Here is a 26,261-nt window from a genome sequence, read left to right as displayed (position 1 = left end):
CGGTGTCATTATAATGATAGAAAATATAGTAAACAGGAGAACCCCCACGTACATCTCTCATCCATTTGAATAGAGAAATACGTGGGGGTATACTTGTTCCTTATTATTTCATCATCTGCTTAATCAGTTCGCGATTTCTCTTCTTAAATACTTCATTATGAGAAGAAACCATTCCATACTCACTTGCATCTGGTTGGATAAATTGTTTTGCTTTATTCACAGCATTTCCCGCATCTTGGAATGCACCTGCAATTAAGTGTAGTTTCCCTTCGTGCTTTAAAATATCTCCAGCAGCATATAATCCATCTACTGAAGACTCACTATTTGCATTACCTGCAATATAATAATTATCTATAATTGCAACGTCTAACTCACTATTTTCTAATAATGTAATGTCGCGTTCATATCCATGATTAATAATAACTTCATCAATAGGTAAATGAGAAACCTCACCTGTTTCATGATTTGTTAATTCTACATATTCGATTGCTTCATGATTATCACCAGCAATTAATTTTGTAATCGATGTATTAAAGAAACACTCCGCCGAGCTGTTCATAAGTTGTTTTACTTGTGCTTCATGACCAGATAATTCTTCTTTTCTATACGTTACATACACTTTTTTCGCAATTGGTTCCAATTCATTTGCCCAATCAACAGCAGAATTGCCTCCACCGGAAATAATAACTGTTTTACCTTTGAAACGCTTTAAAGATTTAACTGTATAATTTAAATTCGATACTTCAAATCGCTCAGCACCTTCAATAGATAACTTTTGCGGTTTCAATATACCACTTCCTGTTGCGACGATAACTGTTTTTGAAAAGTGTTCTTCGCCAGTACTTGTTTTTAATGTAAAAGTACCATCTTGATTACGAATAATCGATTCTACTTTTGTATCTAATACAACTTCTGGCTTAAATGTTAACCCTTGCTGTACAAGTTGTTCAATTAACTTATCACCTGTAACTGGTAATAGTCCTCCTACATCCCAAATCATCTTTTCCGGATACACATGTATTTTTCCACCTAAATGTGGTTGAAATTCTATTATTTTCGTTTTCATTTCTCTGAGTCCACTATAAAAAGCTGAATAAAGCCCTGCAGGTCCTCCGCCTATCACGGTTACATCAAACAATTCTTCTCGATTCATTCGTGCTCACTCCTCAGCTATTAATCATTGATTATCATTCTCAATAAAATATAACCTGTTTCCGCAAAATTTACAATCAAAATTACTATTGACAATACACCTATATAAAATTATATTATTTAAAGAATCAATAGTGATAATCATTATCATTTTGTTAATAATTAGCAAATTTGAGATTACATCTTCTTTCATTAATATGGTTATTACTATATTATAAAATCTCATATTCAAGATTTTTAATAAATTATTTTGCATTACCACTACTATTTCAAAAAGATTACAGTTAAACAAATTATTGTATACACATATCATCTATGTTAAAGGAGAAAGACGATGAAAAAGTTATTTATTTCACTAACAGTTCTTTTCGTTCTTGTTATGAGTGCTTGTAGCAATAGCTCTACAGACAAAAAGGACGATGCAAAAGGTAGCAAATCAGAAACAATTACATACCAATCTGAAGATGGTAAAAAAGTAGAGGTTCCTGCAAATCCAAAACGCGTTGTTGTATTATCATCATTCGCTGGTAACGTAATGTCATTAGGAGTAAATCTTGTTGGGGTAGATTCATGGTCTAAACAAAACCCACGTTTTGATAGCAAACTTAAAGATGTTGCTGAAGTATCAGATGAAAATGTTGAAAAAATCGCTGAACTAAATCCAGATTTAATCATCGGTTTATCAAATATTAAAAATGTCGATAAGTTAAAGAAAATCGCGCCTACTGTAACATACACTTACGGAAAAGTTGATTACTTAACACAGCATTTAGAAATCGGTAAATTATTAAACAAAGAAAAAGAAGCAAAAACTTGGGTTGATGACTTCAAGAAACGTGCACAAGAAGCTGGTAAAGAAATTAAAGCAAAAATCGGTGAAGATGCTACAGTTTCTGTTGTAGAAAACTTCAACAAACAGCTTTATGTATACGGCGAGAACTGGGGCCGCGGAACAGAAATTCTGTACCAAGAAATGAAATTAAAAATGCCTGAAAAAGTAAAAGAAAAAGCATTAAAAGAAGGTTACTACGCATTATCTACTGAGGTATTACCTGAATTTGCTGGTGATTACTTAATCGTAAGTAAAAATAAAGATACTGATAACTCATTCCAAGAGACAGAATCATATAAAAACATCCCAGCAGTAAAAAATAATCGCGTATATGAAGCAAACATGATGGAATTCTATTTCAATGATCCACTTACATTAGATTTCCAACTAGACTTCTTCAAGAAGAGCTTTCTTGGTAAATAATACAAACATGAGGAATTCTTAATTTAAGAATTCCTCTTCCTTTATTCTATGAACAGAAAAGATGTGAAACGAATGACAAAAGATCATGACAATCCACGTTCTATAGCTTTTACATACAAACTTATTTTAAGCTTAATTGCATTCTTTCTTATTTTTATGGTTGCAATGGTATTAGGTGCTGCAGATACTTCGATAAAAGATGTATGGTCAGCACTCACTTCCTCCGCTAAAGGAGACAAAATATCTATTATTCGAGAAATACGTTTACCACGTGAAGTTGCTGCTATTTTTGTAGGAGCTGGACTTGCTGTTTCTGGAGCAATTATGCAAGGATTAACACGAAATCCACTTGCGGATCCTGGATTATTAGGACTATCTGGTGGAGCAAATGCTGCGCTTGCACTGACACTTGCTTTCAACCCTTCCATCAGCTATCTTTACTTAACATTAGCTTGCTTTATCGGTGCTGCAATTGGCGCAATTATGGTATTTGGAATTGGTATGGTGAAAAAAGGCGGCCTTTCTCCTCTTCGAATTGTATTAGCGGGCGCTGCAGTTTCAGCATTTCTACTCGCAATTTCAGAAGGAATCGGCATTTACTTTAAAATTTCACAAGATGTATCACTTTGGACTGCTGGTGGCGTAATTGGAACAACTTGGAACCAATTAAAAATTATTATTCCAGTCATTTCAATTAGTATCTTTATCGCTATCTTACTAGCAAAAAAATTGACAGTTCTTAGTTTCAGTGAGGAAGTGGCTATTGGACTAGGTCAAAAAATTATTGTTATTAAAACTATTTTATTTATCATTATTATCTTACTTGCAGGTGCATCTGTAGCGCTTGTTGGAAATATGGCATTTATCGGCTTAATGGTACCTCACATGGTACGCCCAATTGTCGGTCCAGATTACCGATTTGTTATACCGATGTCAGCAATTGCTGGAGCTTCCTTTATGCTACTTGCAGATACAATCGGACGTACTATTAACGCTCCATACGAAACACCAGTTGCAGCAATTGTCGCGATTGTAGGGTTACCATTCTTCCTATTCATTGTACGTAAAGGAGGAAAAACATTCTCATGATGCAATCTATTTTAAGAAAACAGCGTCTCATTATACTCGCTTTACTTATAGTAATCATCATAACCATTGTAGTTGGAATGGGACTTGGTTCAGCATCTTTATCTTATGATCGACTACTCCCAACATTAATGGGGCAAGGGACTTTTAAAGAGGATTTCGTTTTATACTCTTTAAGGCTACCTAGAATTGTCATTACATTATTAGCTGGTATGGCTCTTGCTTTATCAGGGGCTATTCTGCAAGGAATTACCCGAAATGATTTAGCTGAACCTGGTATTCTTGGTATTAACTCTGGGGCCGGTGTTGCTGTCGCTATTTTCTTTTTATACTTTCCAATAGATGTAGGTTCATTTCTCTACTTACTACCTGTAGTTGGATTTATCGGAGCATTTCTGACAGCTGTTCTAATTTACGTATTTTCATATAGTAAATCAACTGGACTTCAGCCAATCCGATTAACATTAACCGGTATCGGTTTTGCATTTGCACTATCTGGAACGATGATTGTCCTTATCTCATCCGCAGATCGTATGAAAGTAGACTTTATTTCAAAATGGATTGCCGGAAATATTTGGGGAGATGACTGGATCTTTGTTTTAGCAATGCTCCCATGGTTAATCGTATTCATTCCATTTATTTTCTATAAAGCAAATCGATTAAACATTTTAGCATTAAACGAACCAGTCGCAATCGGCGTTGGAATTGAAATTGAAAAAGAACGCAGATACTTATTAGTTGCAGCCGTTGCACTTGCAGCTGCAGCTGTTTCCGTAACAGGAGGAATTAGCTTTATCGGATTAATGGCTCCTCATATCGCGAAATCTTTAGTAGGTCCAAGACATCAAATCTTCATGCCTATCGCCCTTTTAATCGGCGGATGGCTATTATTATTAGCAGATACAATTGGAAGAAATATCGTTGATCCTAATGGCATCCCAGCAGGTATTGTCGTTGCTTTAATTGGGGCTCCTTACTTTATGTATTTGTTGCTTAAAAAAGCTTAAAAGACACCCTCAAGATTTTTTCTTGAGGGTGTCTTTGTTTCATTCTACTGCTGCCCATATCCTTCAAACTTCTTCGCCAAATTCTCCATCTCATCTTCTGGCAATAACTTCGGTTCTCCGACGCTTTTCGTTTGATAATAAATTTGTGCACAAAACTCAATTTCTTCCGCAACAGTAAATGCCATTTTTATATTATTTGCACCTGCAATTAAACCGTGATTCGCAAGTAAAACAGCACGGCGATCAATCATGCCTTCAAAAGCAGCCTCTGCTAATTGCTTCGTACCAAATGTTTCATACGGTGCACAGCGCACATTCGGACCTGCAAAAGCAATTAAATATGACACAGCCGGAAGCTCCCATCCTAATGACGCAATCGTCTTCGCGTAAGGAGAATGTGTATGCACAAGCGCATTTATATCTTCACGCTTCCTATAGTAAATAAGGTGCATATCTAATTCACTTGATGGTTTTCTCTCTCCTTCTACTACTTCACCATCTAAGTTTAATATAACCACATCTTCAGGCTTTGTTTCATAATACTCTAAACCACTTGGGCTAATCGCAACAAGACCTTGTTCACGATTAAAGATACTAATATTACCGCCCGTTCCCTTTGTTAAACCACTAGAAATCATTTTCTTTCCATACGCTACAATTTCTTCTCTTTCTTTTTGTAATAACATATACATCCCCCTAAGTATGAAGCTTACGATGACTGACTTTTATATTTATCTATTTATTGAAATAGCTTTTTTAAATTCTCCGTAAACGGTGCCTTTACAATCCCTTTTTCTGTAATAATCGCTGTTACATTTTCATGTGGAGTAACATCAAATGCTGGATTATATACTTTACTTTCTTTCGGAGCAGAATATTGTCCGAAGCGATTAATCACTTCAAAAGCATCTCTTTCCTCGATGGGAATTTCTTTTCCTGTCGGTGTTTTCAAGTCGATTGTCGGCGTTGGCGCTGCTACATAAAACGGAATGTTGTAGTATTTCGCTAAAATAGATACGCCTAATGTTCCAATTTTATTTGCTATATCACCGTTCGCTGCCACACGGTCGCATCCAACAATTACAGCGTCAATCTTCCCTTGTGACATGACCATAGCTGCCATATTATCCGTAATGACAGTAACATCAATTCCCGCTCGCTGTAGTTCTAATGCCGTTAACGTTGACCCTTGTAATCTTGGACGTGTTTCATCCGAAAAGATTTTTAAGTCCCATCCTTTTTCTTTTGCTAAGTACATTGGAGCCGTCGCAGTACCATACTTAGTCGTCGCTAACGCACCAGCATTACAATGTGTTAATACTCCCATTCCATCATGGAATAATGTTAATGCATGTTCTCCAATTTGACGGTTAATTTCTTCATCTTCTCTATGAATTTCTTTTGCCTCTTCTAGTAATCTATCTTTCAACTGTGAGATTGATAAATGAATATTATCTGCCGCTACACTTTCCATTCTTTCAAGTGCCCAAAATAAATTTACTGCAGTCGGTCTTGATGTCTCCAAGTATGTACATACCTTTCTTACTTCATCCATAAATCCTTCTTCCGTACTTTCAGCAAATTCCTTTACCCCTAAATACACTCCATAAGCTGCTGAAACACCAATCGCTGGTGCACCTCGTACTTTCATTACTTGAATGGCATCCCACACACTTTCAGCTGTTTTAAATGATTCATAGACAATTTCATTCGGTAATAACGTTTGATCTAACAAAACTAAAGTATCATCTTTCCACTGAATTGGTATTAATTGCTCTTCCATCATATTCTCCCCTTACTCCGCGTAGTGCATTGACTGTTCTTTTAACGTTTCTACAAAACTTGTACCTGTTCTATATTGATTCGCTCGTAAAATAAAACTCTTCGCTACTTTAAGACAAATTCGCTCCGCTCTAGCACGTGCTTCCTCATTCTCAATACAAGTAATATCTTTTACTTTCGCTAATCCAACAATACGGCGGATTAATTCAAGACCTGTCACTGCAGCTGTATCCTCTAATACAGATTGTAAATATACTTCGTTAAAGCCTTCTTCCTTCGCCATAATCTCGGTCACATGAATATCCCAACCATCTAAAAACTTCTTCTTAAATAAATCAATTACCTCTACCATCGTAGTTTGTAACCAATCCATATACGTATCTTTCTCAGCTCCAGGTGGCATCGTTGCATCTGCATTCACCCAAGCAAACATTAAATTCGCCATTACATTCCCAACGTCATATCCCATAGGTCCATAAAAAGCAAACTCAGGATCAATAACCTTTGTAGAATCATCTCTTACAAAAACAGAACCAGTATGTAAATCACCATGAAGCAATGCCTGTGCATTCGTCATAAAAGAAAATTTACGTTTCGCTACTTCCATACGAAGCTCTTTATCACTATAAATATGCTCCCTAATCCATCCCTCATTTAAAGGAAATAACTCATTACGCTTATTATGATTTGTAAATGGTTCTGAATATACGAGGTCCTCTGTAATCTCACATAATTCAGGATTTATATAATTCTTCACAAGTTCCTTCTTCTCTTTATGATTCATTACAACATCAGATGTTAATAAAAGTGTATTTACCATAAAAGTAGTTAAGTCGTCAGCAAGCTGCGGAAATATTTGATGATTTATAAGTGCTGTACGTAATATTGTGTGATCCGATAAATCTTCCATTACGCAACAGTTCATCACACTATCAAATAAATACACCTTAGGAACAAGTCCAGGTGCTAACTCATCCTCTAACTGCAAAACATCTGATTCTATGCGAATACGATTCGTCGACAACTTAAACTCATCTGAAATGCGAGCTGTATCCCCAGCTTGCTTTACGATGACAGAGATGTTCTCTTTTTCATCCCAAACGCGGAACACATAATTTAAATTGCCATCACCTATTTCTTTACACTTTAGCCCCTTTGCATGTTCAAACTTAGATAATTTCTCTTTCACATATGCAATCACATCTTTAGCTTCCATTAAAAAATACTTTGTGAACTTAGACATGGTTTCCCCTCCACACCAATTGTAAGCGTTTTCTAAAAGCTATAAAAAATAATAGGTTGAATTTTTTCATCCTATAAATATGTATTCTTCTTTTTGAAAGGTATATCTAGGTTTTATTATATCTCGTTAGCACTTTGAGTCAATATTTCTAACTATCAGCGTAATATACTTCCTAATTATATATTTGAGATGACAAAAATTGTTCAAAAAGATTTCGATTCATTTTATTTTATTTATCGCACAATTCTTTGTAAAATAGAAATAAGCAGTTCCTTTTCAAATATATAACTTCTAAGAAATATTTCCTTCCTAAGAATTTACACTTACACCATATCTCTAACATACACACTACTCTTTCAAACAATCATTGAAAATTTATAAACTTAAAGTTACCTTTCCATTCCCTGTTAGCCTTAATTGAGAATAAATATTAATTAAATCGGTATAAAGTTGGTTTATTCTCTTGACAAAATAACCACTTCTATATGATAATTAATATCGAATTAGAATTATTATAGTTAATTAAAAAATATATTTTATGAGCACACTATTTTTTGATGCTCAAAACCAACATTTAGGAGGAATTTTAATATGTTATTAATCGGCACAGAAGTAAAACCGTTTAAAGCTAATGCTTACCATAATGGAGAATTTATCCAAGTTACTGACGAAAGTTTAAAAGGAAAATGGAGTGTAGTTTGTTTCTACCCAGCTGACTTCACATTCGTTTGCCCAACTGAACTTGAAGACTTACAAAACCAATACGCAACTCTAAAAGACTTAGGCGTTGAAGTATACTCTGTATCTACAGACACTCACTTCACTCACAAAGCATGGCATGATAGCTCAGAAACTATCGGCAAAATCGAGTACATCATGATTGGTGACCCAACTCGCACAATCACTACAAACTTCAACGTTTTAATGGAAGAAGAAGGTCTTGCTGCTCGTGGTACATTCATCATCGATCCAGACGGCGTTATCCAATCTATGGAAATCAATGCTGACGGTATCGGCCGTGACGCAAGCATTCTTGTTAACAAAATTAAAGCTGCTCAATACGTACGTAACAACCCAGGTGAAGTTTGCCCAGCTAAATGGCAAGAGGGTTCTGCAACACTTAAACCAAGCCTTGACCTTGTAGGCAAAATCTAAGGAGTTCGATCAAAATGATACTAGATGCAGATATAAAAACACAACTATCCCAATACCTTCAATTAATGGAGAACGATATTTTACTTAAGGTAAGCGCAGGAGACGATAACGTATCTAAAGATATGTTAGCTCTAGTAGACGAATTAGCTACTATGTCATCTAAGATTACAGTAGAAAAAGTTGAATTAGAGAGAACACCAAGCTTTAGCGTAAACCGCCCTGGTGAAGACACTGGTGTCGTATTCGCTGGTATTCCATTAGGACACGAATTTACATCATTAGTGTTAGCTTTACTACAAGTAAGTGGACGCGCTCCAAAAGTTGAACAAAAATTAATCGATCAAATTAAAAACATTCAAGGCGAATATCATTTTGAATCTTATATCAGCCTAAGTTGTCATAACTGTCCTGATGTTGTACAAGCTCTTAACGTAATGAGCGTTCTTAACTCTGGTATTACACATACTATGATTGATGGCGCTGCATTCAAAGAGGAAGTAGAAAGCAAAGACATCATGGCAGTACCAACTGTTTACCTAAACGGCGAATCTTTCGGAAGCGGTCGTATGACACTTGAAGAAATTTTAGCTAAAATGGGTAACGGTCCAGATGCATCAGAGCTTTCTGATAAAGATCCATACGATGTTCTTGTTGTTGGTGGGGGCCCTGCTGGTGCAAGTGCAGCAATTTACGCAGCACGTAAAGGCATCCGCACTGGTATCGTTGCTGAGCGCTTCGGTGGTCAAGTAATGGATACTATGGGCATTGAGAACTTCATCAGCGTAAAAAAGACTGAAGGTCCTAAGCTAGTAGCAAGCCTTGAAGAGCACGTAAAAGAATACGACATCGATGTAATGAATCTACAACGTGCGAAACGTTTAGAGAAAAAAGAACTTATTGAAGTGGAACTTGAAAACGGCGCTATTCTGAAAAGTAAGAGCGTAATCGTTTCTACAGGTGCTCGCTGGCGTAATGTTGGCGTACCAGGTGAAGCTGAGTTCAAAAATAAAGGTGTAGCATATTGCCCACACTGTGACGGTCCATTATTCACTGGAAAAGACGTAGCAGTTATCGGCGGAGGTAACTCTGGTATTGAAGCAGCTATCGACTTAGCAGGTATTGTTAAGCACGTAACTGTTCTTGAATTCATGCCAGAATTAAAAGCTGATGCTGTATTACAAGAGCGTCTTAACAGCTTACCAAACGTAACTGTTCTGAAAAACGTTCAAACGAAAGAAATCACTGGTACTGATAAAGTAAACGGTATTTCTTACATCGATCGTGAAACTGAAGAAGTTCATCACGTTGAATTACAAGGTGTATTCGTACAAATCGGTCTTGTGCCAAACACAGACTGGTTAGGCGAAACAGTTGAACGCGTTCGCGGTGAAATCGTAACAGACAAGCACGGCGCTACAAACGTACCAGGAGTGTTTGCTGCAGGTGACTGTACAAATAATCCGTACAAACAAATCATCATCTCTATGGGTTCAGGTGCAAACGCAGCTTTAGGTGCATTTGATTACTTAATCCGTAACTAATAAAAAAAGACGCGCTACCTATTGGTAGCGCGTCTTTTTTATTATATTTCATGTAAATAGTTATCAAGTTCCTTCCAACTCATTACTGTATAAGGTGTTCCTACATTCAATACTACTTTTACATTTTCTGCTACTACTTGCATTCTCTTAGTTGGATTATCTCTTTTACCTGAAGGATAAATAGCAAGTTTCATCATTTCTTGCTTTCCATCTTCATAAATCCTTTTCTTTAAACCGAATTGGTCAATTTGTTCCTTTGAAAGAACTTCTTTGCCTTCCCAGTCACATATTTCAAATAGAGGATACCGATCTCCGTGCCATTCCTCAATAATCTCAATGACTTTAAGAATAATATAACTCCCTGATACTAATTCATAACTAACAGCATCACCTGCTTTTAAAGAAGTATTAGCTATAAATCTCTTCGGCACTTTTTTAGCTTCTGGCTGCGGAGAATGCAACTGTTCTCTTAGTTTATTTAAAACTGCTTCACGTTTCTTCTGTAATTTAGGTTCTTCTTCCCAGCGGGCTAAATCTGCACCACTCTCTATTATTTGCAATGCTTTTTGCTTAACATTCTCTTGGAGTCTCCCTAACTTCCATTGTATAGAAGAAAATACCAACCAAAAAACAATAGTCTCTTCATCATCTAATTCATTCTTGTATTCCTCAATTACAATCCTACTTGCTTCCTCATTTGAATATTCATTTGCTAACAAATCCTTATACAGTAACTTAATATCTTCAGCAATATCGTCTGATAATATTGCTACTCCCCAAGCACCCATACATTAACACTCCAATCTATACACTAAAAACCTCTCATTCCCATTCTTCTCATAAGCCCCAGGCAACCTTACTTCTTTCTTCAGCTCAAACGCAGTCTGATTTTCTAAGAAGAAAATATAGTCCTCAGAAGGATAATATAAAATAATATCCACTTCTCTCCCCGTTTCTTCTACTGAAAACAAAATGTTATTTACTACATTCATAAACACTTGTACAGAAAATGGATTAAAGAAATAAAACCGGTTATCACATGGATCAATCTCATATTCCTGTGCTAAACAGCATTCAAATCGAATTTTGTCTTTACTGTTTCTTACCTTTCGGGCATAACGATTAAGATTATCCATCGCTTCTTTATAAAACTCTTCATTCATTTCAATTCCAACCGCTGAAGCACTACACTTATGGTGCATATAAAAGTTTAACCGCCCTTTTCCGCACCCAAAGTCTACAATTCGGTCGCTACTTCGTATTTCATATTGATTCAATAACTCATCTAACCCGCTATACGGTGTCGGTTCATAGCGATGATAATGCATAGACTTGTTAAAACCTTTTTGCTCACCGACTGTTTTTATATGTAAAACTGCATCGTAATATTGTTCGTTCATTCGTTTTCTCCTATTAAAAAATGGTACTTATTATTATACACCATGTACTGGAGGCTCATTTTTCATCAAATTAATAGGTACGTGAAATTATATTAACGATTTTCTTAATATATCTATCGTAACTTCAAATATATCAACGATTTTCTCAATATATCTATCATAACTCAAAATATATCAACGGTTTTTCAAATATATCGATTTGCCGACAATTCACGACAAAAAAACAGGAGCTCTCTAGCCCCTGTCTTCTAACACTTTCAATACAGTTTGTTTCAATATTTCTACCCCATCCATAATACAACTATGATCAAACCTCATATACGGATGGTGTAATCCAGGTTGTAGGTCCGCTCCTAGTCCAAGCATGACAGCTTTTAAATGTGGTCTTTTCACTGTATAGTAATGGAAATCATCGCTTCCTGTCGTATAGAGAGGCCCTGTGCATCTCTCTTCCCCATACACTTCGAGAATACCTTTACGCATAAAGCGCTCTGCTTCTTCGGAAACCTCTGCTCCTGGTGCAAGATCCATCCATTCGTATGAAGTTTTTGATCCCATCGATGCAGCTGATTCTATTACATGCTCAATCTTTTTCTTTAATTCTTCTAATAGTATATTACTCTCTGCTCTTACATCTAAACTGAAATGACCATTTCCCGGAATAATATTTAAATTATCACCACCAGCTTGGCATCTCGTCATTTTTACTGAATAAGAACTTTGCGGTGGCAGCCAAATATTTTTCAAACCGATATTAATCATGGAAATGACATCAATTGCATTCACACCTTGATGTGGTCTTGCCCCGTGTGCATCCTCCCCATGAATCATACCCTCTAAAAATCCTGCTGCTCCATGACGAATAGATGGGGCTGCTTGTTTCAAAGATAGTTCTTCAATTGGTCTTAGATGGACGCCAAATAAGAAATCAGCATCATCTACCGCACCTTTCTCCACCATCTTCAAAGCACCATTCCCCTTCTCTTCTGCTGGCTGAAAAATAAATCTAACCGTACCACTTTTCCATCTCATATTTTTCAATTGTAAAATAAGTCCCATTACAATGGTCATATGAGCATCATGGCCACATGAATGGTTCGCTTTAAATTCTCCATTTACTTCTTGCCAAAGTGCATCCATATCAGCACGAATCGCAATAACTGGATTCCCGCCTCCAATCTCAGCAATTACACCTGGACAATCATCAAATGTTCTATATGAAATTCCTTCTTCTTTTAAAAAGTCAGTAATATACGCTGTCGTTTCATATTCTTTCCAACTTACTTCAGGGTTTTCGTGTAAATGCTGAAAAATCTCCGTTAAGCGCTCTTGTAGTTCTAATGTTTTCAACGTTCCAGTCTCCTTCCCACATTACAAACGATTCGGGTTAATTATACTTATGAAAAACAGATGTTTTTATGAACATATTGAATTTTAAGAAAAAAGTCAATTATTTATTTTTAAATACTTAAAAAGCTTACTCTGCACTTATATTACAAACTAAACAAACAACTAGAACATTCCTTATTTTCTGTTTTTTATGTTGACGCTTACATAAACTTTTAGTTATCATAACCTAATAAACGTCTATTTTACGACAATTCTAAAAATACAAACAAACATACGTAACAAGGAGGAACTTTATGAAAAAAGAAATACCTTTTGGAATAGCGATTATCCCTATTATCATTACCGTTGCAGTTATGATGGTTACAATTGTTGTATTAAAACAAACCCCTCACGTTCCACTTATTATTGGTACAACCGTTGCTTCTATTGTCGCTTGGCGTTACGGTTACAAATGGAATGATCTTGAAGAAGCAATGTATAAAGGGATTCGTCTTGCATTACCCGCTATCGTCATTATTATTCTTGTTGGCTTAACAATTGGTGCTTGGATTGGCGGTGGAATCGTCGCAACGATGATTTATTACGGTTTAAAACTTTTAACTCCATCACTATTTTTAGTTTCCATTACCGTCATTTGTTCTATCGTTGCATTAGCAATTGGTAGCTCTTGGTCTACAATGGGGACAATTGGTGTTGCTGGAATGGGAATTGGCCTAAGTATGGGAATCCCAGCTCCAATGGTTGCTGGTGCCATTATTTCAGGCTCTTATTTTGGCGATAAAATGTCACCGCTTTCAGACACAACTAACTTAGCCGCAGGATTAACAAATACAGATTTATTCGCACACATTCGTCATATGTTATTTACTACAGTTCCAGGTTTAATTATTACTCTTATCGTCTACGCGGTCTTAGGAAGAAGCTTCGGCGCTAACAATATTGATGCGAAGAGCATCGATCAAACGTTACAAGTATTGCAACAAAACTTTGTTATCTCACCTTTCCTACTCATTATACCCGTAGTCGTTATGGTATTGGTCGCAAAAAAAGTTCCTGCTATACCAGCGATTCTCGTCGGTATTATTTTAGGATTTTTATCACAAGTCTTTATTCAAGGTGGTTCTGTCTCAGCATCTGTCGGTGCACTCCAAGCTGGATTTGTTATAGACACTGGAAACAAGCTAGTAGACGAACTATTTAACCGCGGTGGCTTAGATTCGATGATGAATACAGTCTCTATGACAATTGTCGCTATGACTTTCGGAGGAGTATTAGAACATACAGGTATTCTTCGCTCAATTGTAAATCAAATTTTAAAGTTAGCGAAATCAGCAAAAGGGCTTATCGCTTCTACTATCGCATCTTGTTTTGCAACAAACCTTACTTGCTCTGAACAATATATTTCAATTGTTGTCCCTTCAAGAATGTACGCAAATGCATACACAGAAAAAGGACTACATTCAAAAAACTTATCCAGAGCATTAGAAGATGGCGGAACATTAACTTCTGTCTTCGTTCCTTGGAATACGTGCGGTGTATTTATTCTCGCTACACTTGGCGTAGGTGCATTTGAATATGCCCCTTATGCTATTTTGAATTTCATCGTACCTATTATCTCAATCATTTATGGTATAACAGGCTTCACAATTGTAAAACTATCAGACATTGAAAAAGCAGAACTACTAAAGAAACAAAAAGCTCAACTAGAAGCTTAAAAATAGCGGTAAATTCAGTTCATATAGTGCGCGAGGTCGCCCTTGTTGATAGGGCATTTCCTCGCCGCAAATATGAGCATACCCGTAATCAACTAATTTCTTTAACAACCTTTCTGTCGATCTTCGAGTCACTTGTAAGTACTCAGAAAGATCAGCTGCTGTAAACTTCAATGACGGATGCGATTGACTAAATTGAATGATTTTTGACAAGTTGGCCGGACTAAGCTTCGTTTCCTTCGCTATTTTCATTAGTTCCGGATTATCATTTTTCAAACTTTGTACTCTCTGTTTTTTCGGGAACGGACCAAACAAATCTTTATCACTTGTTAGTATATAAAAACAACGATCTATTGGATTATTCTTTGCAAAACTTTGAGCAATTTTTGCATTTTGCTCCGCCTCTTTCACGGTTTTCCCATAACCAAATCCAATAGCTATCGTTCCTTCTACGCTCGCAAACAAGTTATCTATCGCATTTGTTTTAATAATTGATTCGATATCACCACGAGTTGTATACAAAATGCATGTCATTTCATCCACTTGTTTAAATGAACCACGTAGTTCTTTTGAAATGACATCTAGTTTTTCAAGCAAACTCGCTCGTAATTCTAAGGAAGAAATAATACAAGCACCAACAGTAGCTGAATAGCTTTTTGCTAACTCAGCTTTTATTTTTGCATCTTTTAGCCCATGTATAATGGACTGTGTTGGATCAATCATACGCTCTGAAGGAACACCTATTTTTTGAAGCTCATCGTAAACAGCGTGAATACTAGTTAAAGCTAAATGAGCCTCTCCAGATTGATATTTAGCTACATGAAAATCGATAACTCTATTTATTTCATCTTTACTCCACAGCATATTTTCATAATCCAACACTTGCGGGCTTTCTTTTATACCAATATCATGGAACACATTTGTAATAAACGAGCGGTCTACTAAATCGATGGAAATGTTATGTGGTTGAATACTTTGATGATACATGATAGAAAGAATTGAAGATGCGACAGTTGTCTCGTCTTGCTGTAAGTATGTACTTGGAATTCGTAATTGTTCTCTTATTTCTTTTGCCATATAATAAGGTAAAGCACCTGAGAAAAAGATGACATCACAAGGCTTTAGACACTTTAATAATTCAGAAGATTCCGCCGGATGAAGGTAAATATATGGATCAATTTCTATTCCTTCTAATTTTTGAGCAATAGGAAAAAGGTTCTCCATAAACTCCTTTGAACCGACAACTGCAATTTTTATCATCATTTTCTCTAACTCCTTATCATTAATTAACGACTATTTAACGTCAACTATATCAAATGTACAAAACTATTGTAAACAGGAAGGGGTTTCTATTCAATGAAAATTACAGCTATTCATCTTTACGCAATTCGTTTACCGCTTCGCAATCCGTTTGTTATTAGTTATGGCTCTTATTCTGATATGCCCTCTATTATCGTCAAAATGGAAACAGATGAAGGTATTATCGGTTACGGTGAAGGCGTTGCTGATGATCACGTCACAGGTGAATCATGGGAAAGTACTTTCCATACTTTAAAACATACGCTAACCCCTGCTCTAATCGGGAAAAATCCAATGAATATCGAAAAAATACACGACATGATGGACAATACAATTTACGGTGTTCCAACAGCGAAAGCCGCAATTGATATTGCTTGTTTTGATATAATGGGCAAAAAACTAAATCAACCTGTATATCAATTAATTGGCGGGCGCTACCATGAAGAATTCCCTATCACTCACGTTTTAAGTATTGCCGATCCTGAAGATATGGCTGAAGAAGCTGCTTCTATGATTCAAAAAGGTTACCAATCTTTCAAAATGAAAGTTGGTACGAATGTAAAAGAAGATGTGAAACGTATTGAAGCTGTACGAGAACGTGTAGGAAATGACATCGCTATTCGCGTTGATGTAAACCAAGGCTGGAAAAATAGCGCAAACACATTAACAGCACTGCGTTCATTAGGACATTTAAACATTGACTGGATTGAACAACCTGTTATCGCGGACGATATTGATGCCATGGCTCATATCCGTTCTAAGACGGACCTCCCGCTTATGATTGATGAAGGACTAAAAAGTTCTCGTGAAATGCGCCAAATTATTAAATTAGAAGCTGCTGATAAAGTAAATATAAAACTAATGAAATGCGGTGGCATACATCCAGCTGTAAAGCTCGCTCATCAAGCTGAAATGGCCGGCATTGAATGCCAAGTGGGATCAATGGTCGAATCATCTGTTGCCTCTTCCGCAGGATTCCATGTCGCTTTCTCAAAGAAAATCATTACGAGCGTAGAGCTAACAGGACCATTAAAATTCACGAAAGACATTGGAAACTTACATTACGATGTACCATTCATTCGCCTAAACGAAAAGCCCGGACTCGGCATTGAAATAAACGAAGATACACTACAAGAACTAACCGTCTTTCAAGACGTTGTACGCTAAAGGAGGACTATCATATGACAGTTCTATACAAAGGAACATTAAAACAAAATAACGAATCATTTCACGTTACATTACTATCACTAGAGCACATCGAACAAATTTTATCACTACAAAACATCGTAATTGAAGCACTAGAAGATAAAAGTCGTTTACAACCACTCTCACAAGAAGAATTTCAATACATTCTAGAAGGAAACGGCATGATGATCGGTGCTTTTATCGAAAACAAACTCATCGCATTTCGCGCTCTACTCGTCCCTCCTATCGACGATGAACATTTAGGGCTTGATATTGGTCTATCAGAAAGTGAACTGCACCGCGTCATCTATCAAGAAATCTCAAACGTTCATCCGAACTGCCGAGGAAATGGGATGCAAAAAATATTAGCGAAAGTCATTATGGAAGAATTGCAAAAAGAAGACAGCAAATATGATTACGTATGCTGCACCGTTGCTCCTTTTAACATTCCGAGCTTGAAGGATAAATTTGCGCAAGGAATGGAGATTGCTGCGCTGAAGGAAAAGTATGGTGGTAGTCTGCGGTATGTTTTTGTGAAGAAATTGCGCGGAGATAAAGAAAGCGATTTGACGGATGTTCAAAGTATTCTAATGAGTGATGCTAGTGGACAGCAGGCTTTGCTTTTGGAGGGGTATCGTGGGTATGAGATGGCGAAAGTGGATGGGGATTTTGTTGTGAAGTTTGGACGATAATCTATATACTCGAAAAAAGGAGATGTCTGCTGTGACCTCTCCTTTTACTTTCTCTTCATTGAACATATCGATTGCAACTCCAAATATATCAGCGGTTTTCGAAATATATCGGCGCAACTCCAAATATATCAGCGATTTTCGAAATATATCGGCGCAACTTCAAATATATCAGCGATTTTCGAAATATATCGACTTACCGACAAAGATTGACAATAATTGCAACCTATACAAAGCGCAACATTAAACCGTCATCTTCCAACTAGATAAAGCTAACCAGTTCTCCATTTCCTTATAATCGGGCATGATTTTCCCGACAAGACGCCAAAACGATCGATCATGATTTAAATGAACCATATGACACATTTCATGAACAACTACATAGTCAATTACTCGCTGTGGTGCCATTGCTAGCTTCCAATTGAATGTTAGTTGTAAATTCGAATCGCAAGTACCCCAAGTACGACTACTATCTGTAATACGAATAGAACGTGGTTTTGTCTTAAAGTTACTTTGATGCACTTTAATGCTCTTCTCTACTAAAGTTTTACACTGCTTATAATAAAATCGTTTTAAAGCTTGCTGTATTTTCTCATCCTTTAGCTCTTTTACATAAATATGTAACTTATCCCCTTCAAAAATCGCATTGTCTTGCTCAATGCTTACATCTTGGGAAATCTGTATCGGATACGTATTCCCTAAATACAAAAAGCCTTCTCCTTGATCATAATCCTTTTCCTGTGGTCCATGCGCTCGCTCCTGCATTTCTTTACGTGTTGTCTGAATCCAACCCCACTTCTCTTCTAGCAACTGGACTAAGTATTCAACAGGTGTCCCTTTCGGAGCCTGCACTTCCACATTTCCATACGAATCCACAAAAAGACGCACGGACTTTTTCTTCTTATAAGTTATATGAAAATTAATTGTCTCACCTAAATATGTATGTACCATTTCATCACCTAGCATAGTATTTTTACAAATAAAAAAGAGTAGGATACGAACGTCCTACTCTACCTATTATATCATTTACTGCTTTAACGACCTCATTATCCTCTATACTTTACACCTAATCCCTTAATGAAATTCCTTGCGTATCTATCGCCGCACTCTTTGTAATTTTTATGACCTTTTTTTCTTAATAGAGCGCCTAACTCTCCTTTTGTTACCGTAACGCCTACGCTATCTAATATATCAAGTACATCCTCACTCGTTAAAGATAGTGCGATTTTCATTTTCTTTAGAAGAAGGTTATTGGCACTCTCCTTGCTCTGTACAGGTGCTGGTTGTCCTGGTTTCGGATCTTGCTTTCCTCTTTTTAAAGTAATAAATCCATTTAAAAATGCCTCTAACATCATCATATCGCATGTTTTTACGTACTCATCTTCAGCTACCTCATCATTTTCAGCTTCGTGCTGAGGAGCTCTCTTTATTTTTGTAAGCATATCAACTACGTCTTCTTTCGTTACTTCCATCCCGCCAAGTTTAAAGATTTCTACCATATCTATATCTTTTATATCTAAAGCGTATCGTACTCTTTTTAATATATCGTTGTTGCTCATTGCCATTGGGTTTCCTCCTGAAATGTTGATTATTTATTCAGCGGTTAAAGTTTATGCTATAACCTGCTTTAAATTATCATGTTTAATCTAACCTTTTAGTTATTGTCCGCTAAATTAATACTTTAACATTTTAAAGATATGTTTTATAGTCTTACCCGAACTTTTCTCTATCATTGTATCTACAGAGCTCTTACATGTTTTTTATATGCCTATAAAAAGATTTCTCTCTTAACATTAACTAAAAGAAAAAAACAGTGTTTTGATTTCTCAAATACACTGTTCTTTTCCAGCTCTGCACTTATTTTCAACTCACTCATGTCATGCACTACATATGAAATGATTTAAGTGCTTAAAAGTTAAACCGTCTCACTATCCTGAGCCTCACCAACACTATCCTCAAACTTATCCAACAAAGCACGCACCTCATCCGTCGACTTCGTGCTCATCAATTGATTTCTCAATTCAGCAGCTCCAGGGAAGCCTTTTACATAAATTTTGAAGAAGCGGTGAAGTCCTGTGATTGAGCGTGGCAGTACTTCTGCATATTGATCTTGAAGATCAAGTTGTAGTCTTAAAAGATCTAGATGTTCTTTACTGCTATGCTCTCTTGGCTCTTTTTCAAACGCAAATGGATTTTTGAAGATGCCTCGTCCGATCATTACGCCATCAATGCCGTATTTTTCAGCAAGTTCCAGTCCCATTTTACGATCAAGGATGTCTCCATTGATTGTTATTAACGTATTGGGTGCAATGCGGTCACGTAATTTTTTGATTTCCGGAATTAGTTCCCAGTGCGCATCTACTTGGCTCATTTCTTCTCTTGTGCGTAAATGAATAGAAAGGTTTGCAATATCTTGTTTGAAAATGTGCGTTAACCAATCTTCCCACTCGCTTAACTCTTTAAAGCCAAGTCGTGTTTTTACGCTGACAGGTAGTCCGCCCGCTTTTGCTGCTTGGATAAGTTCTGCCGCAACGTCTGGACGTAGAATAAGGCCACTACCTTTTCCTCTTGATGCAACGTTCGGTACTGGGCAACCCATGTTAATATCGATGCCTTTAAATCCTAGTTCTGCCATACCAATACTCATTTGACGGAAGTATTCGGGATTGTCTCCCCAAATATGTGCCACCATCGGCTGTTCGTCTTCTGTAAAAATTAAACGGCCACGTACACTTTTCATACCTTCTGGATGACAATAGCTATCCGAGTTTGTAAACTCTGTGAAGAATACGTCCGGACGACCTGCTTCACTTACTACGTGACGGAAAACAACGTCTGTCACATCTTCCATTGGTGCAAGTACGAAAAATGGTCGTGGTAATTCACGCCAAAAATTATCTATCATTTCAAATTCAAATCCTCTCACTATGAATACAATTTCAAAATATAAAGCCAAATAGCAGCAGTACATTTGGACACTTATATTTTGCGAAAATCAGCAATATTTATTTTAACTAAAATCATTGCTAAATGGTATCTTTATAAACCAAAAAGCAGGTGGTATAGATTTTTTCTATATCAACTGCTTTTCTATTATACCAACTCCAATCCGAACCACATACACCCTCCACATGTGCAGGATGTATGTGGGGGGTGCTAGTGGGTTTATTACAATCTTAAGACCCTTTTCTTTCAGATAACATACTTTACCAAAACAAAAGTTGCCGCTCCAAAGGAACTTGAAACTGAATAAAATAAGTACACATAAGTTGATTTGATTCGTTTTATCTTAACCTTTTGAGTGTTATATCATCTCACTTCCCCTGTCATATTAACACTATTTTCCAAATTAACTAAAAAATGCACGCACTTCATCAATTGATTTCTTAATTCACCAGCTCCATGGAATCCTTTGATATAAAACTTGAAAAAGCGATGAAGCCCTGTGATAGAATGCGGCAGTGCTTCACCATTTTGTTCTTGAAGAGCAAGGTATTCTTTACTGCCTTGCTCTTTTGACTCTTTTGGCTCTTTTTCAAAAGCAAAAGGATTTTTAAAAAATATCTCGCCTAATCATAACGCCATCCTATCAATTGGCAGCGAGACTCTCTCCTACCTTACTTTCAAACAAGATTCCACCAATTGGCTTATTTTGTTTTTGTTGCTTCGCATCACCCTGCTTGAACATATCAAATAATAAGAATGACTGCTCCTTCCAGCTAAATGAACCATTACGGCAACACTTATTTCTTCTATTAGTATAATCACCCAATTTGTCTTCAAATGAGCTCCACCAAGCCTCATCATATGTGTCTTTGCCAATCATCTCCATTCTTCGGCCAAGCTCCGAACCATTATTTTTCAGAATGGTATCAAAAGCACCCAATGTTAGTTCCTTATTTTTCGCATCTTTTAAAGCAATTCTATCTCTTCCTTTTCCGACTCCTTTAACCTTATAATTTGGGAAGATTTCTTTTAAACTCATTGTAAAGCAATCCTTCATTTGCAATTCCATTGCCTTGCAGAAAAGAATTGCACAACATGATGCATCCAACTGATCATTCAATTTGTATACCGGCTCTAGCAAGAAGAAAAGTTTCATGCCAAGAAGCAGATTTTCTTTAACCTTTACAGAGAAACCATCCAGATCTTTCATATCATTAAATCCAAACCTTTCAAGTTGCTCTGTAGATAACTCTGTCTTAAGAAACTCCTCATTTAAACCTTTAATCAGCCCCGAAGTATCAACACTATAATCAACGACATCATTCTCAGCCCCTATTTCCATTACTGAAAATGAAGTTACTGGCGGTAATCCTCTCGAAGCCTCAACTAAAGCCTTCTGCAATTCTTGCTCTGACAAATCATCTTCAAGAATTGCCTTGATTTCCTTTATAGCTAATGTATCCATTATTTCCTTTGCCATGCTGACACATGTAGAAGATTTCCAAGCATCTTCATCACCAATCACATATAGACGAAATTTAGCACGTGTAGCTGCAACATTTACAATGTTTTTATTTACCCATCGTATTGCACCTTTAGCGTCTTCGCTTGTATCGCAACCAAGAAGGAAAATAACCTCTTCAGCCTCTTTACCTTGGAAAGTATGAACTGTTCCAATCTTCTTCTGATCATTTTCAAGAATATAGTCACTGTTAATCTTTGTAGTACCGTTATTCTTATGGCAATATTTTTTAATATAGTCCTTTATCCCAGAAACAACAGTTGTAAATGGACTAATAATATAAATACTCGGATCAGGATTCTTAGAAAATGCTATCTCTAATAGTTCACAGACCTTTTGTCCCTGAGCTTCAACAAAATGATTCTTATTACCTTTCTCCGAACCTTTAACATTAATCCACTGCGATTTGTCATAGATGAATTTTTTTGCCTTTTCTGGTTTTGGCAACCTTGTCTGCTGTTTCATAATACCGTTGTAAGATATCTCATTTGAAACATCATACATCGGTGAAATGCAACGTCTATGTACCAACAAAGGACATCCAACCCATTCTGGATAATCAGTCCCGTTGTCTAAGTAGGTTCCAAAGGTATTTAAACGATCTGCAAATCCCTGAACAGAAAGAGACTTTTTCTTGTATTGCTTTAATGCCTCATCACTATACGCTTTTTTCAGAAGCATCAAATCATCTGTGACAACTGGCTCAACCTGTTTAGGATCTCCAACAATCACAGCACTACGGCTTCTATATAAAGCACCCAATGCCATTTGCGGCTGAGCTTGACCTGCCTCATCAACAACCAGCATACCTATAACCCCAGGTTGCTTCACATCCCTTAAAAAAGTACCAACAGATGCAAATGTGGATGAAAGCACAGGTACTAATAAAAATAGTGTTTGGAATAAAGCCGGAATCAAAGCCTCCTTGTCTTCTTTATGGAAAATAATTCTTTCGTTCTCATCTCCTGCTTTTAATCCCCAGTAATGAGACAAAGTAACAAAGTTATCCCTGCAGTGATTAGAAGATACAACAAACTCCTTATTCATCCGCATAGCATAACCAAATAATTTTTCTCTTTCACGATTATACCTTTGCGTAAACCATGGATTTGAAACCTGTGCAATTGTTGATTCATCTACATCATTCGATAACAAATGCCTTACAAATTCTTCGTCTATTATCAGACCTGTATCTACAGCATCTGTCCCTGTAAATTTAGCAATTTCGGACTCATACCCTTTCTTAAAACTTTCTAATTTAGTATGGGCTTTCGATATCGTTGACTCACAATCCACAATCTTCTTTTCTTCTGCAGAAATAGTTTTTGAATAACTATTAATCTCCTCTTTTAGTTCATCATATTCTCGCTGTGTCTGATTATAAAGAACTTCTGCCTGCTTGGAAGTCTCTGTAAGCTGTTTTATTTCTGAATCCAATGAACTCACTTGATCCCTCTGATTCTCAGATTCTTTCCTATATTCATCTGCCAATTTCATGGTAGCTTCATATTTAGCCTTATTGAGAAATTTTTTCCATAAAGGCATTGAATTTCTTGTGCATACTTCTTTTTCCAAAAATTCTTTTATTTTTGACTTAGCAGTTTTCAATTCTCTTTTTTTATTGCTGAGTTCCTCATCTACTTGACGAAATGCAATTTTACAAGAAACTGCTTTTGTACGATGTTTTTCTTCTCTGGCAATTAATTCAGTTATTCCTTTTTTTGTACTTTCAATTTTTTCCCTACTTGCTTGAATTAACGCATTACAGCTTTCAACAGTTTCATACACCTCTCGTTCTGCTGCTACTTTCTGCGCAAATAAATTCCCTGCCTTTCTAAGAGTATTCTGCATATCTCTTACAACTTTAAGCTGTTCTTCAAATTTCTTTTTTGAATCCTTATATGATTTAACCCTATCTGGAGCCATATCCTTATTTTTATAAAAGTCACGTCCTAATGGATAAAGCACATGATTATAAAAATTACTTAGATTGGATTTCTTTCCTAATGATGCTGCAACTAATCCCCATGCCTCACTATTCTCTAGGAGATTCTGTGCATACTTTGTAAAATAAACGTCCTTATAAGACTCACCTTGATAAGGAGTTTCCATCACTTTCGATTCAGCAGGATCAAAAAGCTTTCCAACCTCTGCAAGCATATTCCTTAATTCTTCAGGATCATCATCTAACGGTGCCAAATCACCAACCATACCCTTAGGGAGTTCTTTAGAAATATTTTCAACAGCCGCATTATTACAGGATGTTACCAACATACTAAAGTTATTTATCGCGTCATTTTTCAAACTATACCAATGCCGTGTATATGTAGAATATGCATTTTCTTCTCTTTCTCCATGAATAAAATCATGTTGCATAAAAGCATCGTTAGGGTCATCATACTTTGATAATAAAATAGCCCTCTCTATAATATTACTTACAACGATTTCCTTAAGAAGTGTTGTCTTTCCAGTACCTGGAGGGCCATTTACCGAAAATACCTTGCCATTTATCTCATATAGATTAGACGTACCTTTACCTATAGCTAAATTAACTGCCATTTGCTGCATAAACGCAGGCATAAATCTTGAAGGCCACTTTCCTACAGGTGCATTTTCAACTGATAAAATCTCGTTAATCTGACTTAGATACTCCTGCTCTCCTTGCTCCTTTGGATCTACCAAATCGATTCGATTATTCTTGGTCGTATCCTCGTCTTCTAATACAGTAACGTATTTAAGGATGTCACTTCCCATGTATCCCTCTTTAACTAAAGCTCCACTTCGATGCCTCTCGATAACAAGCTTTATATCATCTGAATAATAATCATGACTTAATCCAGAATAGTTATCATCCTCCTTTTTCTCTTTTGTAGTCTCGTCTGCAAATAATTGGAAACTGATACCATAAATCTCTTCATAGGCATCCTTATCATCTTCTGTATTCTGAATGTTTCCTTTAATATATTTTTTCTCTACTTCTTCATATAAATCATGCAGCTTTCTAAGAGAAATGGCACTCGCAGAAAATATCTGTAGTTTTTCTTCCTCATCAGCATTCTGATCAGAAGCATTTATTTCCCGCTTTTTTCCCTCGTTATTGTTTGCATTTAATGTAGATTCTTTATTAAAGAACTTTTTTTCAAGTTTTTCCTTTGCATCGTTATATAGTTTGTCATCTAGAGAATCGGAGATATTCCCGTTTGCATTTTTAATCTGATTTAGAGCCCAGATTATTGTGGATAAGGACAAGGAATGCTCTACATAGTTTCCATCCGGAGAAAGTTGCAAACTAACCCATGCAATCTTGTCCGAGCTTTTTTCCGGTCTATTTTCATCCTCTGGATCAAATGGTAAAATTTTCGAAATGCACTCAATACACTTCTCCCTTTTTACCTTGCCTATATAAATGGTCAGATTTCCCCATTTTTTCATTCCACAAGCATAGGCCTCTTTCGAAAGTACTTCATATAAGTCTTCATTACCACTTAATGATATGAAATGGGATATTGTTTTATTTTTATTTGTCCCAAGGCGCACCTTTTCTTTGTGGATCTCGATTCTATTTCGCACATCCCGGCTTTCAGGATATGAGTCCTGTGATAGGAATTCTAATGCAAACCAATAGTCTAATACCTTTTCAGCCAAATTACCCTTCCCCATATATCCTCCCTCTATAAACTAATAGTTTTCTTAAAAATACTCCTGCTTTCTCAGTTTTTCGCATTGATTTATATATTAATGGCAAAAGACCTATAGATGATAATTGAATTTCTTGAAATATTTAAGCAGTAGGGAAGTGGAAATAGCGTTCACCAACTTTCCTTTTAATGGTAAAATTAATATTTATTACAATTGCCCAAGTGAATGTCCACATGGCTCACAGCGGTATACCATCCAATGTCTCGCATATTCAATGCTCATATATTCTTTCGTTCAA

20 protein-coding genes and 1 pseudogene are annotated in these 26,261 nt (G+C 36.4%); 8 read left to right on the top strand and 13 right to left on the bottom strand.

Annotation, left to right across the window (positions count from 1 at the left end; genetic code table 11):
* Positions 1–103 precede the first annotated feature (103 nt).
* A complete protein-coding gene (locus AU379_RS25320) occupies positions 104–1,153 on the bottom strand; it encodes an NAD(P)/FAD-dependent oxidoreductase (RefSeq protein ID WP_001078268.1) in 1,050 nt (349 codons plus the stop codon).
* 333 nt (positions 1,154–1,486) lie between these two features.
* Between AU379_RS25320 and AU379_RS25315 the strand changes: the two genes are divergently transcribed.
* The 3 genes from AU379_RS25315 to AU379_RS25305 are packed head-to-tail and all read left to right on the top strand — an operon-like array spanning position 1,487 to position 4,500.
* Entirely contained in the window at positions 1,487–2,407 is a 921-nt protein-coding gene (locus AU379_RS25315; RefSeq protein ID WP_000732591.1) for an iron-hydroxamate ABC transporter substrate-binding protein, read from the top strand.
* A 48-nt stretch (positions 2,408–2,455) separates the two neighbouring features.
* Positions 2,456–3,496: an iron ABC transporter permease gene (locus AU379_RS25310; RefSeq protein WP_001998969.1), complete on the top strand. Its 1,041-nt coding sequence runs from the start codon at positions 2,456–2,458 to the stop codon at positions 3,494–3,496.
* Complete coding sequence (locus AU379_RS25305; protein WP_048567392.1) at positions 3,493–4,500, top strand: iron ABC transporter permease; 1,008 nt, start codon at positions 3,493–3,495, stop codon at positions 4,498–4,500. Before AU379_RS25310 ends, AU379_RS25305 begins: the two co-directional genes overlap by 4 nt.
* A 44-nt stretch (positions 4,501–4,544) precedes the next feature.
* Here AU379_RS25305 and AU379_RS25300 read toward each other — a convergent pair whose 3' ends face one another.
* From AU379_RS25300 to mtnK, 3 genes are read right to left on the bottom strand one after another with little or no spacing between them, the layout of a single operon-like run.
* Positions 4,545–5,186 (bottom strand): L-fuculose-phosphate aldolase, encoded by a 642-nt coding sequence (locus tag AU379_RS25300; protein WP_000926558.1) that lies wholly within the window; start codon positions 5,184–5,186, stop codon positions 4,545–4,547.
* 53 nt (positions 5,187–5,239) lie between these two features.
* On the bottom strand, positions 5,240–6,286 hold the full coding sequence (gene mtnA / locus AU379_RS25295; protein WP_069605445.1) for an S-methyl-5-thioribose-1-phosphate isomerase: 1,047 nt from the start codon (positions 6,284–6,286) through the stop codon (positions 5,240–5,242).
* Between the two features lie 9 nt (positions 6,287–6,295).
* Entirely contained in the window at positions 6,296–7,525 is a 1,230-nt protein-coding gene (gene mtnK / locus AU379_RS25290; protein WP_044584083.1) for an S-methyl-5-thioribose kinase, read from the bottom strand.
* A gap of 591 nt (positions 7,526–8,116) precedes the next feature.
* Here mtnK and ahpC point away from each other — a divergent pair.
* Positions 8,117–8,680, top strand: coding sequence for an alkyl hydroperoxide reductase subunit C (gene ahpC / locus AU379_RS25285; RefSeq protein WP_000924420.1), 564 nt, complete (start codon positions 8,117–8,119; stop codon positions 8,678–8,680).
* 14 nt (positions 8,681–8,694) lie between these two features.
* Positions 8,695–10,221, top strand: a complete 1,527-nt coding sequence (gene ahpF, locus AU379_RS25280; protein ID WP_050964617.1) for an alkyl hydroperoxide reductase subunit F — start codon at positions 8,695–8,697, stop codon at positions 10,219–10,221.
* 41 nt (positions 10,222–10,262) lie between these two features.
* Here ahpF and AU379_RS25275 read toward each other — a convergent pair whose 3' ends face one another.
* The 3 genes from AU379_RS25275 to AU379_RS25265 form a co-directional block, all read right to left on the bottom strand.
* Positions 10,263–11,009, bottom strand: coding sequence for a hypothetical protein (locus AU379_RS25275; RefSeq protein WP_057526789.1), 747 nt, complete (start codon positions 11,007–11,009; stop codon positions 10,263–10,265).
* Between the two features lie 3 nt (positions 11,010–11,012).
* Positions 11,013–11,621 (bottom strand): methyltransferase, encoded by a 609-nt coding sequence (locus AU379_RS25270; RefSeq protein WP_057528186.1) that lies wholly within the window; start codon positions 11,619–11,621, stop codon positions 11,013–11,015.
* Positions 11,622–11,855: 234 nt separating this feature from the next.
* The gene (locus AU379_RS25265) at positions 11,856–12,971 is read right to left on the bottom strand and encodes a M20 peptidase aminoacylase family protein (protein WP_000853516.1); all 1,116 of its coding nucleotides are present in this window, start codon (positions 12,969–12,971) and stop codon (positions 11,856–11,858) included.
* A 293-nt stretch (positions 12,972–13,264) separates the two neighbouring features.
* Here AU379_RS25265 and nhaC point away from each other — a divergent pair, with 293 nt between their 5' ends.
* A complete protein-coding gene (nhaC, locus tag AU379_RS25260; protein WP_000711525.1) occupies positions 13,265–14,686 on the top strand; it encodes a Na+/H+ antiporter NhaC in 1,422 nt (473 codons plus the stop codon).
* Here nhaC and AU379_RS25255 read toward each other — a convergent pair.
* Positions 14,675–15,946, bottom strand: coding sequence for a hypothetical protein (locus tag AU379_RS25255; RefSeq protein WP_000972807.1), 1,272 nt, complete (start codon positions 15,944–15,946; stop codon positions 14,675–14,677). The two genes, nhaC and AU379_RS25255, sit on opposite strands and share 12 nt — an antisense overlap.
* A 93-nt stretch (positions 15,947–16,039) precedes the next feature.
* On the opposite strand from AU379_RS25255, the gene AU379_RS25250 reads away from it, so the two are divergent.
* Together AU379_RS25250 and AU379_RS25245 are read left to right on the top strand one after the other, a co-directional pair.
* A complete protein-coding gene (locus tag AU379_RS25250; RefSeq protein ID WP_050964627.1) occupies positions 16,040–17,149 on the top strand; it encodes a dipeptide epimerase in 1,110 nt (369 codons plus the stop codon).
* A gap of 14 nt (positions 17,150–17,163) precedes the next feature.
* The gene (locus tag AU379_RS25245) at positions 17,164–17,859 is read left to right on the top strand and encodes a hypothetical protein (protein ID WP_000217576.1); all 696 of its coding nucleotides are present in this window, start codon (positions 17,164–17,166) and stop codon (positions 17,857–17,859) included.
* A gap of 240 nt (positions 17,860–18,099) precedes the next feature.
* Here the strand turns inward: AU379_RS25245 and AU379_RS25240 are convergent, their stop codons facing one another.
* The 5 genes and pseudogenes from AU379_RS25240 to AU379_RS25225 all read right to left on the bottom strand — a co-directional run bounded on the left by AU379_RS25240 (position 18,100) and on the right by AU379_RS25225 (position 25,984).
* Positions 18,100–18,807: a SprT family zinc-dependent metalloprotease gene (locus AU379_RS25240; RefSeq protein ID WP_061140008.1), complete on the bottom strand. Its 708-nt coding sequence runs from the start codon at positions 18,805–18,807 to the stop codon at positions 18,100–18,102.
* A gap of 95 nt (positions 18,808–18,902) precedes the next feature.
* Positions 18,903–19,421, bottom strand: a complete 519-nt coding sequence (locus AU379_RS25235) for a DUF1456 family protein (RefSeq protein WP_001251702.1) — start codon at positions 19,419–19,421, stop codon at positions 18,903–18,905.
* Between the two features lie 350 nt (positions 19,422–19,771).
* A complete protein-coding gene (locus tag AU379_RS25230; RefSeq protein ID WP_000566706.1) occupies positions 19,772–20,761 on the bottom strand; it encodes a tRNA-dihydrouridine synthase in 990 nt (329 codons plus the stop codon).
* Between the two features lie 404 nt (positions 20,762–21,165).
* Positions 21,166–21,442 (bottom strand): annotated as a pseudogene (locus AU379_RS31090) (tRNA-dihydrouridine synthase); the annotation flags it as partial.
* Between the two features lie 3 nt (positions 21,443–21,445).
* Positions 21,446–25,984 carry an AAA domain-containing protein gene (locus AU379_RS25225; RefSeq protein WP_061140007.1) on the bottom strand — a complete coding sequence of 1,513 codons (4,539 nt, stop codon included), beginning with the start codon at positions 25,982–25,984 and terminating at the stop codon, positions 21,446–21,448.
* Between the last annotated feature and the right edge of the window lie 277 nt (positions 25,985–26,261).

Source organism: Bacillus sp. JH7, from assembly GCF_001563515.1.
Taxonomy (GTDB): domain Bacteria; phylum Bacillota; class Bacilli; order Bacillales; family Bacillaceae_G; genus Bacillus_A; species Bacillus_A cereus.
This window is presented reverse-complemented; position numbering and strand designations above follow the sequence as displayed.

Excerpts from the sequence above, each read along its gene's own strand:
- ahpC (WP_000924420.1), top strand. The coding sequence starts at position 8,117 with ATGTTATTAATCGGCACAGAAGTAAAACCGTTTAAAGCTAATGCTTAC.
- AU379_RS25300 (WP_000926558.1), bottom strand. The coding sequence starts at position 5,186 with ATGTTATTACAAAAAGAAAGAGAAGAAATTGTAGCGTATGGAAAGAAA.
- AU379_RS25315 (WP_000732591.1), top strand. The coding sequence starts at position 1,487 with ATGAAAAAGTTATTTATTTCACTAACAGTTCTTTTCGTTCTTGTTATG.
- mtnA (WP_069605445.1), bottom strand. The coding sequence starts at position 6,286 with ATGATGGAAGAGCAATTAATACCAATTCAGTGGAAAGATGATACTTTA.
- AU379_RS25255 (WP_000972807.1), bottom strand. The coding sequence starts at position 15,946 with ATGATGATAAAAATTGCAGTTGTCGGTTCAAAGGAGTTTATGGAGAAC.
- AU379_RS25305 (WP_048567392.1), top strand. The coding sequence starts at position 3,493 with ATGATGCAATCTATTTTAAGAAAACAGCGTCTCATTATACTCGCTTTA.
- mtnK (WP_044584083.1), bottom strand. The coding sequence starts at position 7,525 with ATGTCTAAGTTCACAAAGTATTTTTTAATGGAAGCTAAAGATGTGATT.
- AU379_RS25225 (WP_061140007.1), bottom strand. The coding sequence starts at position 25,984 with ATGGGGAAGGGTAATTTGGCTGAAAAGGTATTAGACTATTGGTTTGCA.
- AU379_RS25270 (WP_057528186.1), bottom strand. The coding sequence starts at position 11,621 with ATGAACGAACAATATTACGATGCAGTTTTACATATAAAAACAGTCGGT.
- nhaC (WP_000711525.1), top strand. The coding sequence starts at position 13,265 with ATGAAAAAAGAAATACCTTTTGGAATAGCGATTATCCCTATTATCATT.
- AU379_RS25230 (WP_000566706.1), bottom strand. The coding sequence starts at position 20,761 with ATGATAGATAATTTTTGGCGTGAATTACCACGACCATTTTTCGTACTT.
- ahpF (WP_050964617.1), top strand. The coding sequence starts at position 8,695 with ATGATACTAGATGCAGATATAAAAACACAACTATCCCAATACCTTCAA.
- AU379_RS25240 (WP_061140008.1), bottom strand. The coding sequence starts at position 18,807 with ATGGTACATACATATTTAGGTGAGACAATTAATTTTCATATAACTTAT.
- AU379_RS25250 (WP_050964627.1), top strand. The coding sequence starts at position 16,040 with ATGAAAATTACAGCTATTCATCTTTACGCAATTCGTTTACCGCTTCGC.
- AU379_RS25235 (WP_001251702.1), bottom strand. The coding sequence starts at position 19,421 with ATGGCAATGAGCAACAACGATATATTAAAAAGAGTACGATACGCTTTA.
- AU379_RS25310 (WP_001998969.1), top strand. The coding sequence starts at position 2,456 with ATGAACAGAAAAGATGTGAAACGAATGACAAAAGATCATGACAATCCA.
- AU379_RS25320 (WP_001078268.1), bottom strand. The coding sequence starts at position 1,153 with ATGAATCGAGAAGAATTGTTTGATGTAACCGTGATAGGCGGAGGACCT.
- AU379_RS25275 (WP_057526789.1), bottom strand. The coding sequence starts at position 11,009 with ATGGGTGCTTGGGGAGTAGCAATATTATCAGACGATATTGCTGAAGAT.
- AU379_RS25245 (WP_000217576.1), top strand. The coding sequence starts at position 17,164 with ATGACAGTTCTATACAAAGGAACATTAAAACAAAATAACGAATCATTT.